The sequence below is a fragment of the Dysgonomonas sp. Marseille-Q5470 genome, assembly GCF_951230145.1.
Lineage (GTDB): Bacteria > Bacteroidota > Bacteroidia > Bacteroidales > Dysgonomonadaceae > Dysgonomonas.
Window position 1 is genome coordinate 20,347 of record NZ_CATNVE010000001.1, and the last position, 14,020, is coordinate 34,366.

At 37.6% G+C, this 14,020-nt stretch carries 16 protein-coding genes; 5 read left to right on the top strand and 11 right to left on the bottom strand.

The window, feature by feature from the left end:
• Window positions 1-34: 34 nt before the first annotated feature.
• The 5 genes from hpf to QOX35_RS00130 form a co-directional block, all read right to left on the bottom strand.
• Entirely contained in the window at window positions 35-334 is a 300-nt protein-coding gene (gene hpf, locus QOX35_RS00110) for a ribosome hibernation-promoting factor, HPF/YfiA family (protein ID WP_006841940.1), read from the bottom strand.
• 20 nt (window positions 335-354) lie between these two features.
• The gene (locus tag QOX35_RS00115) at window positions 355-1,236 is read right to left on the bottom strand and encodes a tyrosine recombinase XerC (protein ID WP_283685763.1); all 882 of its coding nucleotides are present in this window, start codon (window positions 1,234-1,236) and stop codon (window positions 355-357) included.
• Between the two features lie 70 nt (window positions 1,237-1,306).
• On the bottom strand, window positions 1,307-1,498 hold the full coding sequence (rpsU, locus tag QOX35_RS00120) for a 30S ribosomal protein S21 (protein WP_283685303.1): 192 nt from the start codon (window positions 1,496-1,498) through the stop codon (window positions 1,307-1,309).
• Between the two features lie 256 nt (window positions 1,499-1,754).
• Window positions 1,755-2,207, bottom strand: a complete 453-nt coding sequence (locus tag QOX35_RS00125; RefSeq protein ID WP_283685304.1) for a GNAT family N-acetyltransferase — start codon at window positions 2,205-2,207, stop codon at window positions 1,755-1,757.
• Window positions 2,208-2,460: 253 nt separating this feature from the next.
• A complete protein-coding gene (locus tag QOX35_RS00130; RefSeq protein ID WP_283685305.1) occupies window positions 2,461-3,210 on the bottom strand; it encodes a DUF3667 domain-containing protein in 750 nt (249 codons plus the stop codon).
• Window positions 3,211-3,349: 139 nt separating this feature from the next.
• Between QOX35_RS00130 and QOX35_RS00135 the strand changes: the two genes are divergently transcribed.
• The 5 genes from QOX35_RS00135 to QOX35_RS00155 all read left to right on the top strand — a co-directional run bounded on the left by QOX35_RS00135 (window position 3,350) and on the right by QOX35_RS00155 (window position 9,258).
• Window positions 3,350-4,264, top strand: coding sequence for a Ppx/GppA phosphatase family protein (locus tag QOX35_RS00135; protein WP_283685306.1), 915 nt, complete (start codon window positions 3,350-3,352; stop codon window positions 4,262-4,264).
• Between the two features lie 172 nt (window positions 4,265-4,436).
• Window positions 4,437-5,234 carry a UDP-2,3-diacylglucosamine diphosphatase gene (locus tag QOX35_RS00140; protein ID WP_283685307.1) on the top strand — a complete coding sequence of 266 codons (798 nt, stop codon included), beginning with the start codon at window positions 4,437-4,439 and terminating at the stop codon, window positions 5,232-5,234.
• Window positions 5,231-6,313, top strand: a complete 1,083-nt coding sequence (locus QOX35_RS00145) for a glycosyltransferase family protein (RefSeq protein WP_135105754.1) — start codon at window positions 5,231-5,233, stop codon at window positions 6,311-6,313. Before QOX35_RS00140 ends, QOX35_RS00145 begins: the two co-directional genes overlap by 4 nt.
• Window positions 6,314-8,350, top strand: coding sequence for a polyphosphate kinase 1 (ppk1, locus tag QOX35_RS00150; protein WP_283685308.1), 2,037 nt, complete (start codon window positions 6,314-6,316; stop codon window positions 8,348-8,350).
• Complete coding sequence (locus tag QOX35_RS00155) at window positions 8,347-9,258, top strand: Ppx/GppA phosphatase family protein (protein WP_283685309.1); 912 nt, start codon at window positions 8,347-8,349, stop codon at window positions 9,256-9,258. Before ppk1 ends, QOX35_RS00155 begins: the two co-directional genes overlap by 4 nt.
• A gap of 5 nt (window positions 9,259-9,263) precedes the next feature.
• Here the strand turns inward: QOX35_RS00155 and QOX35_RS00160 are convergent, their stop codons facing one another.
• From QOX35_RS00160 to QOX35_RS00185, 6 genes are all read right to left on the bottom strand, one after another.
• Window positions 9,264-9,806 (bottom strand): CvpA family protein, encoded by a 543-nt coding sequence (locus tag QOX35_RS00160; RefSeq protein ID WP_283685310.1) that lies wholly within the window; start codon window positions 9,804-9,806, stop codon window positions 9,264-9,266.
• Between the two features lie 86 nt (window positions 9,807-9,892).
• Window positions 9,893-10,045 (bottom strand): 50S ribosomal protein L34, encoded by a 153-nt coding sequence (gene rpmH, locus QOX35_RS00165; protein ID WP_006841928.1) that lies wholly within the window; start codon window positions 10,043-10,045, stop codon window positions 9,893-9,895.
• Window positions 10,046-10,135: 90 nt separating this feature from the next.
• Window positions 10,136-10,636, bottom strand: a complete 501-nt coding sequence (locus QOX35_RS00170; protein ID WP_283685311.1) for a dihydrofolate reductase — start codon at window positions 10,634-10,636, stop codon at window positions 10,136-10,138.
• 19 nt (window positions 10,637-10,655) lie between these two features.
• Window positions 10,656-11,147 (bottom strand): outer membrane beta-barrel protein, encoded by a 492-nt coding sequence (locus QOX35_RS00175; protein WP_283685312.1) that lies wholly within the window; start codon window positions 11,145-11,147, stop codon window positions 10,656-10,658.
• Window positions 11,144-12,592: a CCA tRNA nucleotidyltransferase gene (locus QOX35_RS00180; RefSeq protein ID WP_283685313.1), complete on the bottom strand. Its 1,449-nt coding sequence runs from the start codon at window positions 12,590-12,592 to the stop codon at window positions 11,144-11,146. Before QOX35_RS00180 ends, QOX35_RS00175 begins: the two co-directional genes overlap by 4 nt.
• 221 nt (window positions 12,593-12,813) lie before the next feature.
• On the bottom strand, window positions 12,814-14,001 hold the full coding sequence (locus QOX35_RS00185) for a class I SAM-dependent rRNA methyltransferase (protein WP_283685314.1): 1,188 nt from the start codon (window positions 13,999-14,001) through the stop codon (window positions 12,814-12,816).
• Window positions 14,002-14,020: the final 19 nt, after the last annotated feature.

Consider the following 14,020-nt stretch of genomic DNA (forward strand, 5'->3'; position numbering starts at 1 on the left):
CTAGCTTAGTGCCAATTTCATGAACATTGCTATTTTATTTAGCCTGAGCCTTCTCTTTTACCTTAAGCACTTGCTTTTCCAAAGCTTCTATACTCTGAGCAACAGCTTCCTCAAAGCTATCGGCAGTCTTATTGGCAAACAACTCTCCATTTTTTATATTCAATTTAACCGAAGCCTCTTTATTATTGGCTACTTCCGGCTTCACGACTTTCAATATAACTTCTGCATCTACAATCTGATCTGTAAATTTATCCAATTTTGATATTTTTTTCTCAATAAACTCTTTCAGTTGTACTGACGCATCAAAGTGCACCGATTGAATTACAATATTCATAACTAATCCTCCTTTACTTTTTAAGCTCTTGGGTGAGCTTTGTTATAAATTCTCTTTAATTCTTCAAACGAAGTATGTGTGTATATTTCTGTAGCAGCCAAGCTTGCATGACCAAGCAACTCCTTTACTGCATTAATATCCGCTCCATTATTCAGCATGCCCGTTGCAAACGAATGTCGAAGAACATGGGGGCTAACCTTAGCCAGAGTTTCTATCTGCTGTAAATTAGAAGTCACAATACGATGCACTAACATCGGATAAAGTGGCTCTCCATTATTCTTAACAAATAAGTAACCTGATTGGTTTCCTACTTCTTTATTTCGCACTGCAATATATTGTTCAAGAGACTGCTTCATGCCATCACTAAAAGGAATAAGACGTTGCTTATTACGTTTTCCTGTCACTTGTATCGTTTCAGAAGAGAAATCGACATCAACATCTTTCAACCCTATTAATTCTGCCCGGCGGATTCCGGTTACGTAAAACAGCTCTATTATAATATGGTCTCGCAACGACTCGAATGAATCTCCGTAGTCTTCTTGATCCAGCACCTTCTCCATATCTGAACTGTTGGCAAAAGCTGGAATTGGCCGACCAACTTTCGGGCCATTTATTTTACTTGCAGGATTTACCGTTACTTCTCCTATTTTCTGCAAATATCTGTAAAACGATTTCACTGCGCTTAGCTTACGGTTTACAGAACGGGCTGAGATTTTTCTCTCCATCATAGACACGATCCACATGCGAATAATATCTCTATCTACATGCTTTATGTCAGTATCAGAAAAATGCTCGGCAAGAAACTCTACGAACTGACTAAGGTCTTCAGAATAAGAAATCTCCGTATGTAAAGAATAGTTCTTTTCATAACGGAGATACCTGATATATTTTTCTATCAACAGCATCATTCGAGAAACATTCTATCTTGAATGACGAAGTTAATAATATTATGCGAAATTGGCAATACTTATTTTACTCTTCCATACGGTGCATCTTCTGCACATAGACTGCATGAAGTTTGTTTGCTCTCTTCACTAAAGAAGGCTTTTGGAATTCCTGACGTCTTCTAAGTTCTTTAACAACACCTGTTTTTTCGTATTTTCTTTTAAATTTCTTTAGGGCTCTTTCGATATTTTCCCCTTCTTTCAATGGAACAATAATCATAATTATTCTTTAGTTTTTATTTGTTTTCTTATTTAATTTTAAACTTTATAAGCGAAATTTCATTCGCTATCATTGCAATAATTGCATTAACGAGAGAATTCTGTTGTATAAATCAATCTTCTGAACATTGCTTCAGCAAAGCAATATCATACCACAAGTGAATATGTTTTGTTCAAAAGATCATCAAACCTCCTCTCTGTTTCGGGCTGCAAATTTATGATTTAATATCTTAACGAACAAGACTTTTTAAAAAATTCTATTCTTTTTTCATCTCTATGTGAGGCAGGCCATCTTCGAGATACATCTCGCTGGTTTGCCTGAAGCCGTGGCTCTCATAAAATTTTTGAAGATATTGCTGAGCAGAAATCGTAATTCGCGTCTCCCCTAGAGTTGCAGATGCTATATCCAGGGCTTTCTTCATCATGTCGTGCCCATATCCGTACTTCCTATACTCCTGAGCAACAATAACCCGTCCGATACAAGCCTCTTCAAAATAATCTCCGCCCTTAAATATACGGCAATAAGCCACGAGCCTATCACCTGCATACCCAGAGAGATGCAATGCTTTTTGGTCTTTATAGTCTGTATCGAGATACGGAGCATCTTGCTCAACGACAAATATTTTGCACCGTAGATGCAAGATCTCATATAATTCGTTTATAGTAAGCTCTTCGAAACGGCTTACTTTCCATACTAATTCTTTCTTCATGCGTAATAAATCAGAAAAATCGCATAAAGATAATTTTTTATTTTTTACAATTCCGTACCCGTCAGGAAGATTCGTTATGTATAGATAAAAGTCTGTCAGAAACATTCTTATTTACTATAAAAATAATACAAATCAAACATAAACATCATAGTTCTCATTGAGCACAAAACATGAAATTAAATAGATTATATATCAACAAAATAGATTGGAAGAAATAATGAAGAAAGGGCAACCTTAGGAAATAGGCTTGGAGTCATAACTTGAAATGATAATACTTAAACACCAAGAAAATAGCTATCACAAGCACAAGTAAAGTAACAACAGCTAATACGATAAGCAGCAACACCTTAAAGATTGCAGCAAGCCATGAAGACCTTTTGAAGAATTGAGACAACCCCCATATAAAATATATTTCGGCTAAAAAATTTACAACCAAATAAACAAACTGTGAATGTGACAAATATATAAAGGGATAAAACAACAAAAGAATAAAAATTCTTGCTCCAGATAAGTATGAAAGCATAACAAGATGCTCCATATAGTTATAACCCCTTCGATAAAACAACAAATAAGAGAACAGCGCATAAAAAGGAGTTAACACCAGAAGCATCGATGAGTAATGATTAGAATACAATTTATAGATAGGGACATATTCAAGAATAACATTACCTTCATGTTTATTCATCTCATCCATTGGAAAAAAATGAAAAAGATGAAAAACAAAACTATAAATAACACCACATACTATCAGAAAAATAAAAGGTTTGATATATCCAACCCTCTTACCGGATAAATAATTTCGGATTGTTACTGCCGGCCTTAACAGCAACTCTTTAGTAGTATAGAATAACCCACTATTTAAATGAAATAACCCATATCCCAATTCTCTAAAAACCTCTTGGGAGTTAACACGCGAAGTATGTATTGACTGTCCACATTTACTACAAAACTCACCATAGACTTTATTATTACAGTTGAGACAGTACTTTATTTCTTTATTCATATTCGAAAATGAGTTACTTTTCAAATATAAAACAGAATTCTTTGCTTATTAGTTCTATTCGACAATCTTAATTTTAATGCAATCCAATAGTAATAGTTTTGTAACCCCTCTTATTTATTTTTGCCAATAAAAAAAGCTTATGAATGTTAGACGCTTAGGAGCAATCGATATCGGCTCCAACTCTGTACGCCTTCTTATTACAGATGTTCTCGACTATAATGGACGTGCAGTATTTAAAAAAGATTCATTAATCCGTATCCCTTTAAAATTGGGAGAGGATACATTTTCCACAGGATATATAAGTGAGCAGAAGAAAGAAAAGCTCGCCATCCTAATGCAATCTTTCCGTGGACTAATACAGGTAAATGATGTAGAAATATGGCGTGCCTGCGCAACGTCTGCCATCAGGGAAGCCTCTAACGCACAAGAAGTATTGGAGTACGTAGTTGCCAAGTCGGGCATCGAAATAGATGTAATTGACAGCAAAGAAGAGGCTCGCTTTATTCTTACAAACAGAATAGACGAATTACTGGAGGAGAACAGAGTATACATATATACGGATGTAGGTGGAGGAAACACAGAGCTCATTATTTTTTATCAGAACAAAGAGATCGCATCCGAATCGTTCAAGCTAGGTACCATTCGCTCACTACCGCTTGAGGAAGAAAGAGCCGAATGGGACAGAATGAAAAATTGGCTGACAGAACACAGCAAAGATTATATAAAGATATCCCTCATTGGGTCAGGAGGAAACATAAATAAGCTGGATTCACTATTACGTCGTTCCGGACGCATACGCAGAGAAGAGTTAGTGAGCTTTGCGGCTAAAATGAGAAAAATGAGTTACGAAGAAAGGCTCGTGAATCTTAAAATAAACCTCAACCGAGCAGAAGTAATACTCCCTGCAATAGGGATATACCTTAAAGTAATGAAACTGGCTCGGGCACTAGTCATTGAAACACCCATAATAGGTGTCGCCGATGGCATTATCAAAGACCTATACATGACGCACTTCTATCAACCGTCTGCCCCTGCACTTTATATCGATAAATAAAAAACTACACCATAAACAGATGAATGGCAAACAGAGAGATATCTACCATCTGTTTGCTCGTCATTTATATTATACATAAAACTTCCGTCTGAATCTTAACCATTTATTCATAAATACTTAACAGTGTTGTCATAATGTATTTATTCTTTTGATATGAAAAAAAGAGAAAAATATGACAAACAAAAAACATCACAAAACCATTGTTCTTTCAGATATCCATCTGGGATCTAAATGGTCGAAAGCGAAAGAAGCAACAAGATATTTAAAAGACAACACATGCGATACTCTTATTTTATGCGGAGACATTATTGATGGGTGGCAATTGATGCGAGGAAGAAAAGCAAAGTGGAAAAAGAGACACAGTAATTTCATTAAACTACTATTGGATATACAACGTAAAACAAAGATAATCTATTTGAGAGGGAATCACGACGACTTCATGGACAGGATACTTCCTTTCAAGTTTCAGAATATAGAAATTGTAAAAGATTATATCTACAAAAGCGGAGACAAACGTTTCTATGTCCTCCACGGAGATGTATTTGACCTTGTTACATCCCGCTACAGCTGGTTATCTAAAATCGGAGATGTTGGTTACTCTCTACTGATGCTGATCAATAGATACTACAACAACAGACGAGAAAAAAAGGGTTTGCCTTATTACTCCCTTTCGCAAGAAGTGAAGAAAAAAGTAAAAGCATCGGTATCATACATTAGCGATTACGAGAAACATATTGTAGATATAGCACGCCACAAAAAGTGTGACGGGGTTATATGCGGTCACATACATCAACCCGAAAAAAGATATTATGGCGACATTCTTTATTTGAATTCGGGTGATTGGGTCGAATCTTTATCGGCTCTAACCGAAGACTATGACGGCAATTGGGAGGTTGAATATTATGTAACTGAGCCACAGGCTAACAATTCGGTATTTGAAGACAAGAAAGATATAAGATTTGCAATATGAGATATTTATTTATTGTTCAAGGAGATGGACGAGGGCACATGACTCAGGCTATAGCCTTGTCTGATATCCTTCGCCGCAATGGTCACGAGGTTGTAGAAGTTTTAGTTGGAAAAAGTAAGGTTCGGGTCATACCCGATTTTTTTTATCAGAAAATCGGAGCTAAAATAAGAACTTTCGACACCTTGTCTTTTGTATTCAAAAAAGATAAAAAACGGATTCACTTCTTAAAGACTTTGCTTTTCAACATATCGCCTAAGAGATTAAGGAAATATAAAAAAAGCATAGAAAAAATACACCGGCGTATACAGAAAAACGAACCCGATGTTATTGTCAATTTCTACGAACTGCTCACCGGGCTCACCTATTTGCGATTTAGCACCGATATCCCGATTGTAAATATCGGACATCAATACCTGCTAAAACATCCCGGCTATTTACATGGAAAAGGAGACGAACAAGGAATGATGTTCTTGAGACTGCATATGCTGCTATGTGGTGTAGGCGCAACCAAAACCTTGGCTTTATCCTTCTATCCGTTAAAAGACTATATTCCTGAACGCATTGCAGTGGTTCCGCCTCTGCTCCGATCCGAAATATTATCGCTACAGCCTACAACCGAAGACTATATTTTGGGATACATGCTTAATCATGGGTATGAAAATGAAGTAAGGGCATGGCACGAGCAAAATCCTGACGTAAAATTACATTTCTTCTGGGATAAGCAAAATGTACCGAAGGAACTAATAGTAGACGAAAATTTAACACTCCATACGATCGATGATGAAAAATTCCTTAACTTTATGAGCAGATGCTGCGGATATATTACAACAGCGGGGTTCGAATCGGTTTGTGAAGCTCTCTATCTGGGGAAAGCTATCATGATGATCCCGGCTCATATAGAACAAGAAGTAAACGCAGCTGATGTTATCTCTTTTGGAGGAGGCATTGTTGGAAACAATTTTGATATGAGCGTGTTATTAAACTATATGAAAACAAAGCAACAATCGGATGACTCTTTTCGTGAATGGGTAAATTCGGCTGAGCAGACTTTTTTAAGGCATCTAACAACACTGGCATAAATGATAAACAACAGGGATTTAAGCTGGCTAACCTTTAACGAGCGGGTACTGCAAGAAGCTCAGGACAAAAGTGTGCCTCTGATGCAGAGGCTTCGTTTTCTTGGTATCTTCTCAAACAATCAGGACGAGTATATAAAGGTAAGGATAGCCAATATTGTTCGCCTTAGTCAGATTAGAGGAAAGAGCGCACCTCTCCTTTCGGGAGGATACACTGCTAAAGAATTACTGCCCCTTATCAACAGTCAGGTCTCTGAAGGGCAAAAGAAATTTATGCAAACTTATATCGATGTTCTCTCCGAAATGGAGAAACATAATATTTATGTAGTGAATGAGAAAAAACTGAACCAGAAACAAAAACAGTTCTGCCACGAATATTTCTCGAGCGTTGTCAGCCCACTTCTTGTACCACTTATTATTCGTAAATCTACTCAATTACCCTTTTTGCGGGATAACAATATCTACCATGCGGTTAAGATGTGCTCCGACAAAAACGATTCCAGATATGCAATTATTCAAATTCCGGTAAGTTCTTCATGTCCGCGCTTTGTCGTATTGCCATCAGTAAAAGGCAGACACGATATCATATTTTTGGATGATATAATTCGTTTATGCTTGGACGAAATATTCTTTATGTTTAACTATAAAAGTATTTCGGCATATACATTCAAACTGATGCGTGATGCTCAACTCACAATAGATGACGACATCTCTAAAAGCTTGATAGAGAAGATGGAGGCCGGATTACAAAATCGTCTGCACGGACAGCCTGTTCGCCTTATCTACGACAGAGAAATGCCCGAAGACTTGTTAGATATCATATCATCAAAGCTCCAGCTAAAAAGGCGGGAGGAATTAGATGCGGGAGGGCGATATCATCTTATGAGGGATTTAATGAAATTCCCTAAAGTGCGTCCCGATCTTGAAAGCAAAAGCTTGGCTCCGCTAAACCATCCGCACATAAAGCCTTTTTCGAGCATATTGAAAACCATTGCTCGTAAAGATGTATTACTTAATTATCCATATCATACATTCAACCACTTTATTGATTTCCTTCGGGAAGCAGCGATAGATCCTAAAGTAGAAAGTATCTACATCACTTTATATCGTGTAGCAGAACGTTCGAAAGTTATTAACGCCCTGATCAATGCAGCTAAAAACGGCAAGAGAGTAGTCGTATTAATGGAATTGCTGGCACGCTTCGATGAAGAACAAAATGTAGAATATTCGGAGATACTGCAAAAAGAGGGAGTAAAAGTTATACATGGCGTCACAGGACTAAAGGTACACAGCAAAATCGTTTTGGTAGAACGTAAGAATAAAGATTTTGCATATATCGGAACCGGGAACTTTAATGAAGCTACAGCTCAGATATATGGCGACTTCGGCTTGTTTACATCAAATCCTCAAATAGTAGCTGATACAGCTATAGTATTCGATTTTCTGATCAATACACACAAACACTTCTCGTGCAAGCAACTGCTTGTTTCGCCTTATTATATGCGCAATCAATTCGTCAACCTCATCAAGAAAGAAATAAAAAATGCGCAAAACGGAAAACGAGCTTATATATTTGCTAAGTTTAACAGCCTTACCGATGAAGAAATGGTAAAGCTGCTTTACAAAGCAAGTCAGGCAGGAGTCGAGATACGGCTTATCGTGAGAGGTGCATGCTGCTTACAGCCTCAGATGAAAGACCTAAGCGAGAACATACGGGTAATAAGCATTGTAGACCGCTATCTAGAACATGCACGTATAGCTATATTCCACAATGACGGAGACGAGAAAGTCTATATCATGAGCGCAGACTGGATGACACGAAATCTAGACAGAAGAATAGAGGTGGGAGTTCCTATCCTCGACAAAGAAATAAAACAAACATTGAAGAGCTTCTTTGATATACAATGGTCGGATAACGAAAAAGCAAGAGATCTCACTGTCTTTGGGAGCAATAATTATGTAAAGAGAGGAGACAATCCTCCTTGCCGTTCTCAGACAGCTTTATACGATTTTTATAAGAAATTGAATGATAAAAAATGAATACAGATATATTTGCAGCAATAGATATAGGCTCTAATGCTATTCGCCTACTTATAAACAACATTGAAGTAAACGGAACAACGCCCGACTTCAAGAAGGTAGCTTATCTCCGTGTACCTATCCGTTTGGGTGACGACGTATTTACCTCTGGAACAATAAGCAAAGATAAGGAGTGGCGGCTTATACATGCAATGCAGGGTTTCTCACATATAATGAAAGCCTATGGTGTGATGAACTACAGAGCATGTGCAACCAGCGCCATGCGTGATGCTACCAACGGAGCTAATATCGTAGAAGACATACGGCGCGAAAGTGGTATAAACATAGACATCATAACCGGTAGAGAAGAAGCCGAAATTATATACGAGGCGGGAGAGTTGGACAACTTTATGGACAAAAGGAAGAACTACCTCTATGTTGACGTTGGAGGAGGCAGCACAGAAGTGATCATATACAGCAATCAGCAAAAAGTAGACTCTAACTCCTTCCAGATGGGAACTGTACGCTTACTGGTAGATGCCGTAAAAGAAGATGAAGAAAAACGATTTAAGTCTTGGCTAAAAGATATCTCTAAAGACAATAACTCATTCAGTATAATTGCATCGGGTGGAAACATAAATAAGATACACAAAGTATTGGGTAAAAGAGAACGTGAACCTATCAGCTATGACGAACTGAAGAAGCTCTATGACAGTCTAAAATCGTTGAGTTATGAAGAGCGGATTCAGTCTTATAAGCTTAATACTTATCGTGCTGACGTTATTGTCCCAGCTTTGAAGATATTCTTATCGATTAGTAAGATTTGTAAAGTCAATGAAATATTCGTTCCGAAGATAGGACTATCGGATGGTATTATATATCACTTATTTCAGGAGCATCAAACATCTGGAACCGTTGCGAAGAAATAGTATATCTAAATGGCAATGCCCTTGTCTTTAATATGGGTAGCAGCCTCTTCTTTCAAGTCTTTTACCCAGTCAAATCGCAAGTAAGGAATTACTGCTCTGGCAATGTTGATAACAGTAGGATAAGAATAGGCACTCTCACGCACATCCTCTTTAATCAGATGCTTATTTTGGTCTAATTCGACAACAAGGTTTATCACAATACTGTATACTACAAGCCATTTAGCACAACAAAATAAAGCTCCGGCCAGCCGATTGAGAGCACTCATTTTTATGGCTTCTACAAATGACTCGAGTAACTTCCCCGCAAAAAACAACGCCACTATAATAAGCAGAAAGGCCACAATATAAGATAATGGCCCGATAATGTGAGGGGATGCCTCGGTTAGCTTTATCAACTTGGGAGCTATAAAGCCTGACAACTGACCAGCAAAAACCGCTCCTAATATCAATCCGGCTAAAGATGCTATTTGCATAACAAGCCCCGAAAAGAACCCCTTAACAAGGGTTATCCCAATCAATATAACTACAAGCAAGTCGAACCAATTCATACAAAGTGAGGCTTATATAAAAACAAAAGTAAGAATTATAATAATTCTTACCTTGTATATCTTTAGCAAAATGCCTTTAAAAGATCTTATTTGCTGTATTCGTCAGAGACAGTTAGTTTAGCTCTTCCTTTTGCTCTGCGTGAAGCAAGTACTCTGCGTCCGTTTGCAGTAGCCATTCTAGAGCGAAAACCATGTTTGTTTTTTCTCTTTCTGTTTGATGGTTGAAAAGTTCTTTTCATTGCTATATATTATTTTCTGTTATAATTTCAATTATCTTCCAGATATTCGGGTTGCAAAAATAGGATGTTTATTTAATATAAGCAAGTATATTAACGTTTTATTTTCTCTAAATTGATGAAACTGTATCTGTATTTATGTTTCTCATCTGTATCATGATCTTCTCGCGATAGCTCCTTCCACTCTTCCTGTTTTATTTCAGGGAAGAAGGTATCCGCTCCTTCAAACTGATGATGAATACGAGTCAGATAAAGTCTGTCTGCAAAATCAATTGCTTTCTTGTATATGGTTCCTCCTCCAATAAAAAAGATCTCTTGTTCGCCTTTACAAAGCTCTATTGCCTCATCGATAGATAAAACCATTTCGCAGCGATCGAATTGTAAATCCTTATTATTAGTTATCACAATATTCCTTCTGTTGGGCAACGCACCTTTAGGCAACGACTCAAATGTTCGGCGCCCCATTACAACAGGATAACCCGCTGTGATAGACTTAAAATGCTTCAGATCGTTCGGCAAATGGCAAAGCAGGTCATTGTTTTTACCGATGGCATTTGCTTCGTCAACCACAACTACAATTGATTTTATTGTCATAATTTCTTTATCTATAATTTTAGAACCGGAATCCGTAGCCTAAACGTATCAGACTATAATCCGTATACCCTGTATATTTCTCTTTATCTATCAGATTATATCTATAATCAAAATTCAAGAATCCTTTCTTGCTTATATTATACTCAGCACCTACACCAAAACTAAGACAAAATCCGGTCTGTTTCACAGAATTAGGGATTCCTGAGAATAAGTGATTGGATATCACACCCCCAATAAAAGGATATATAGAAAGATTATTATATACACGCAATTGATACTGTAAATTAAATCCAACATCGAGGCCGGAATTACTATTATCAGGAAAATAAGCCACCCAATCTGCAACTACTCTAAAATTAGCGGGTAAACTGTACTTATACTGCAGCCCTATTCCCCAATTGGCATAATCTAATTTATATCTATGAGTGAGGTCTATTATTAAAGCTGATTTTTGAGCTTGCACAGCGGCACAACAAGCTAAAAAAACAAATATAAGAACTCCTTTTTTCATCTTACATCATCACCTTTCGGCTTCAACCCTATCTTTTTCGCTTTCTCTATCAAATAATTGTAAGCAGCGTCATATTCATTGGGGATCACCCCATCTAAGATAGCATCTTTGATGGATGCCTTAAGCCGTCCCACTTCCACTCCGGGTCCAAGACCGAACATTTCCATAATTTCTTCACCTTTGATCGGCGGTTGAAAATTCCGTACCTGATCTTTCTCTTCTATATCTCTTAGTTTCTGACGTACAATCTCAAAATTACGAAGGTAACGACGAACCTTATCGGGATTCTTTGATGTAATATCAGCTTCACACAATGTCATCAGGTCATCAATATCGTCACCTGCCTCGAAAAGCAAACGGCGAATGGCTGAATCAGAAATTTCCTCGTCTACCAATACCTGAGGACGCATGTGCAAGGTAACCATTTTTTGCACATACTTCATTTTTTCATTCAATGGCAGCTTCATCCGTCTAAAGATTCCCGGAATCATCTTCTCGCCAATGAAGTTATGATTGTGAAAAGTCCAACCGAATTTATTGTCCCAGCGTTTGGTTGCAGGCTTGGCAATATCATGAAGTATAGCCGACCATCGGAGCCACAGATTATCTGTTTTCTTCGAAATATTATCTAAGACGACCAAAGTATGATAAAAATTATCCTTATGCCCGACCCCTTCTTTTGTTTCAGCACCTTTCAAAGCCACTAATTCAGGGAAGATAATAGAGAGTAATCCGGTCTGATCGAGTTGAAGAAAACCAACCGAAGGCTTAGGCGAAAGTACTATTTTATTCACCTCATCGATTATGCGCTCTCTTGATATGATCTCTATACGATCCTTATTTCTGCTGATTGCATCAAAGGTTTTAGGTTCTATATCAAAACCTAGTTGTGAAGAAAAGCGTATTGCCCTGAGCATCCTCAGAGGGTCGTCGCTGAATGTAATATCAGGATCGAGCGGAGTACGAATAGTCAGACTATCCATATCTTTGAGTCCACCGAAAGGGTCTAGCAATTCTCCAAAACGATCTTTATTAAGACAAATCGCTAACGCATTTATTGTAAAATCTCTACGGTTCTGATCGTCTTCGAGCGTACCATCCTCTACAATCGGTTTGCGCGAGTCTCTATTATAAGACTCCTTGCGTGCCCCAACAAATTCTATCTCCGTATCTTTGTACTTAATCTGTGCTGTACCAAAGTTCTTAAAAACCGAAAGGTTTGCCTTCCTCCCCAGAGCCTTAGTCACAGCCTCTGCCAGCTCGATACCCTTACCGATAGTAACAATATCTATATCTTTGGATGCACGGCGTAGAAATATATCACGTACATAACCGCCTATAGCGTAGCATTCAAGATTCATCTCATCTGCCACACGTGAAATAGTATCAAATATTTCTCCCGAAAATTTCTTCTTTATTATATCGTTAAATTCGTTATTTAACATTTTATGTAGATAACTCTTTATTTCTATCAATCAGGTTACAAAAAGTGACAAAATAAAATATTCACAAATACATAACAATCAAAATATTAAACATTAAAAAGTGACAAAAGTGACACTTCTTAATCTATTTCGAATTGTTACTTTTTCGCTTCTTCTTTTCAGCCTACTTCTCTCTATATAAGATAATTTGAAGCCAGAATAATGAATCGGCTAAAACCCAATCACTCTACATATAATACCAATCCTTTCAGGTATTCGCCTTCAGGATGATAAATATTGATCGGATGATCGGCAGGCTGACTTAACTGGTGTAATATTCTCACACTACGACCCGACAAAGCAGCAGCACTGAATACAGCCAAACGGAAAGCGTCTTTACTGATAACCTGCGAGCAGGAAAAAGTAAACACAATACCTCCGGGTGCTACTTTTTCGAATGCGGCAGCGTTTAAACGCTTGTAACCTTGCAATGCATTTTTTATAGCTCCTCTGTGTTTTGCAAAAGCCGGAGGATCAAGTATGATAAGATCATAGTCTCCTTTATTAATACCACCTAAAAACTTGAATGCATCTTCGGCAAAAGCCTCATGTCGTTTATCATCGGGGAAATTCAACCCCACATTCCTATTCGTCAACATAATTGCCTTAGATGAGCTATCCACCGAGTGAACCAGATTTGCACCACCACGCAAAGCATAGAAAGAGAACCCTCCTGTATAACAAAACATATTTAGTACAGACCGGCCTTTTGAATACTTTTCGAGCAATGCTCTATTATCTCGCTGATCGACAAAGAAACCGGTCTTCTGCCCTTTTACCCAGTCAGGATAAAACTTCAAACCATTCTCAAGTGCTATTTCGTTGACAGAATCACCTTTGTACAGATATTCATTTTCTGCTCCCAGATTGGCTTTGTATGGCAAGGTGGTTTCCGATTTGTAATATACATTTTTCAGATTATCTCCTAACACGGCCTTCAATGCATCACAAATCATCAGACGTGACTCGTGCATCCCTACCGAATGAGACTGAATAACAGCCGTTTCGGCATAAACATCTATAATAAGACCGGGAAGAAGATCCCCTTCTCCATGTACAAGACGATATGAATTATTATTATCAGATAATAAGCCTATTGATTTTCTCAATTCCAAAGCTGAAGACAAACGCTTCTTCCAGAAATCAAGATCAATATCTTCTTCTTCAAAAGATAGTACCCGAACCTCTATACTCCCAATCTGATAATGACCGACAGCAATAAATTCATCGTTGATTGTATATACGTTAACGACTTCTCCTTCTGCAAGACTTTCATCTTTAGACTGTACTGCTCCCGAGAATATCCAAGGATGAAAACGCTTAAGCGATTCTTCTTTTTTAGGCTTTAGCTTGACCTTTTTATAATTCATAATTAAATAGCTGTCGAAA

Excerpts from the sequence above, each read along its gene's own strand:
- QOX35_RS00160 (WP_283685310.1), bottom strand. The coding sequence starts at position 9,806 with ATGAATTGGTTCGACTTGCTTGTAGTTATATTGATTGGGATAACCCTT.
- rpsU (WP_283685303.1), bottom strand. The coding sequence starts at position 1,498 with ATGATTATTGTTCCATTGAAAGAAGGGGAAAATATCGAAAGAGCCCTA.
- QOX35_RS00180 (WP_283685313.1), bottom strand. The coding sequence starts at position 12,592 with ATGTTAAATAACGAATTTAACGATATAATAAAGAAGAAATTTTCGGGA.
- ppk1 (WP_283685308.1), top strand. The coding sequence starts at position 6,314 with ATGATAAACAACAGGGATTTAAGCTGGCTAACCTTTAACGAGCGGGTA.
- QOX35_RS00175 (WP_283685312.1), bottom strand. The coding sequence starts at position 11,147 with ATGAAAAAAGGAGTTCTTATATTTGTTTTTTTAGCTTGTTGTGCCGCT.
- rpmH (WP_006841928.1), bottom strand. The coding sequence starts at position 10,045 with ATGAAAAGAACTTTTCAACCATCAAACAGAAAGAGAAAAAACAAACAT.
- QOX35_RS00155 (WP_283685309.1), top strand. The coding sequence starts at position 8,347 with ATGAATACAGATATATTTGCAGCAATAGATATAGGCTCTAATGCTATT.
- QOX35_RS00135 (WP_283685306.1), top strand. The coding sequence starts at position 3,350 with ATGAATGTTAGACGCTTAGGAGCAATCGATATCGGCTCCAACTCTGTA.
- QOX35_RS00170 (WP_283685311.1), bottom strand. The coding sequence starts at position 10,636 with ATGACAATAAAATCAATTGTAGTTGTGGTTGACGAAGCAAATGCCATC.
- hpf (WP_006841940.1), bottom strand. The coding sequence starts at position 334 with ATGAATATTGTAATTCAATCGGTGCACTTTGATGCGTCAGTACAACTG.
- QOX35_RS00140 (WP_283685307.1), top strand. The coding sequence starts at position 4,437 with ATGACAAACAAAAAACATCACAAAACCATTGTTCTTTCAGATATCCAT.
- QOX35_RS00125 (WP_283685304.1), bottom strand. The coding sequence starts at position 2,207 with ATGAAGAAAGAATTAGTATGGAAAGTAAGCCGTTTCGAAGAGCTTACT.
- QOX35_RS00145 (WP_135105754.1), top strand. The coding sequence starts at position 5,231 with ATGAGATATTTATTTATTGTTCAAGGAGATGGACGAGGGCACATGACT.
- QOX35_RS00130 (WP_283685305.1), bottom strand. The coding sequence starts at position 3,210 with ATGAATAAAGAAATAAAGTACTGTCTCAACTGTAATAATAAAGTCTAT.
- QOX35_RS00185 (WP_283685314.1), bottom strand. The coding sequence starts at position 14,001 with ATGAATTATAAAAAGGTCAAGCTAAAGCCTAAAAAAGAAGAATCGCTT.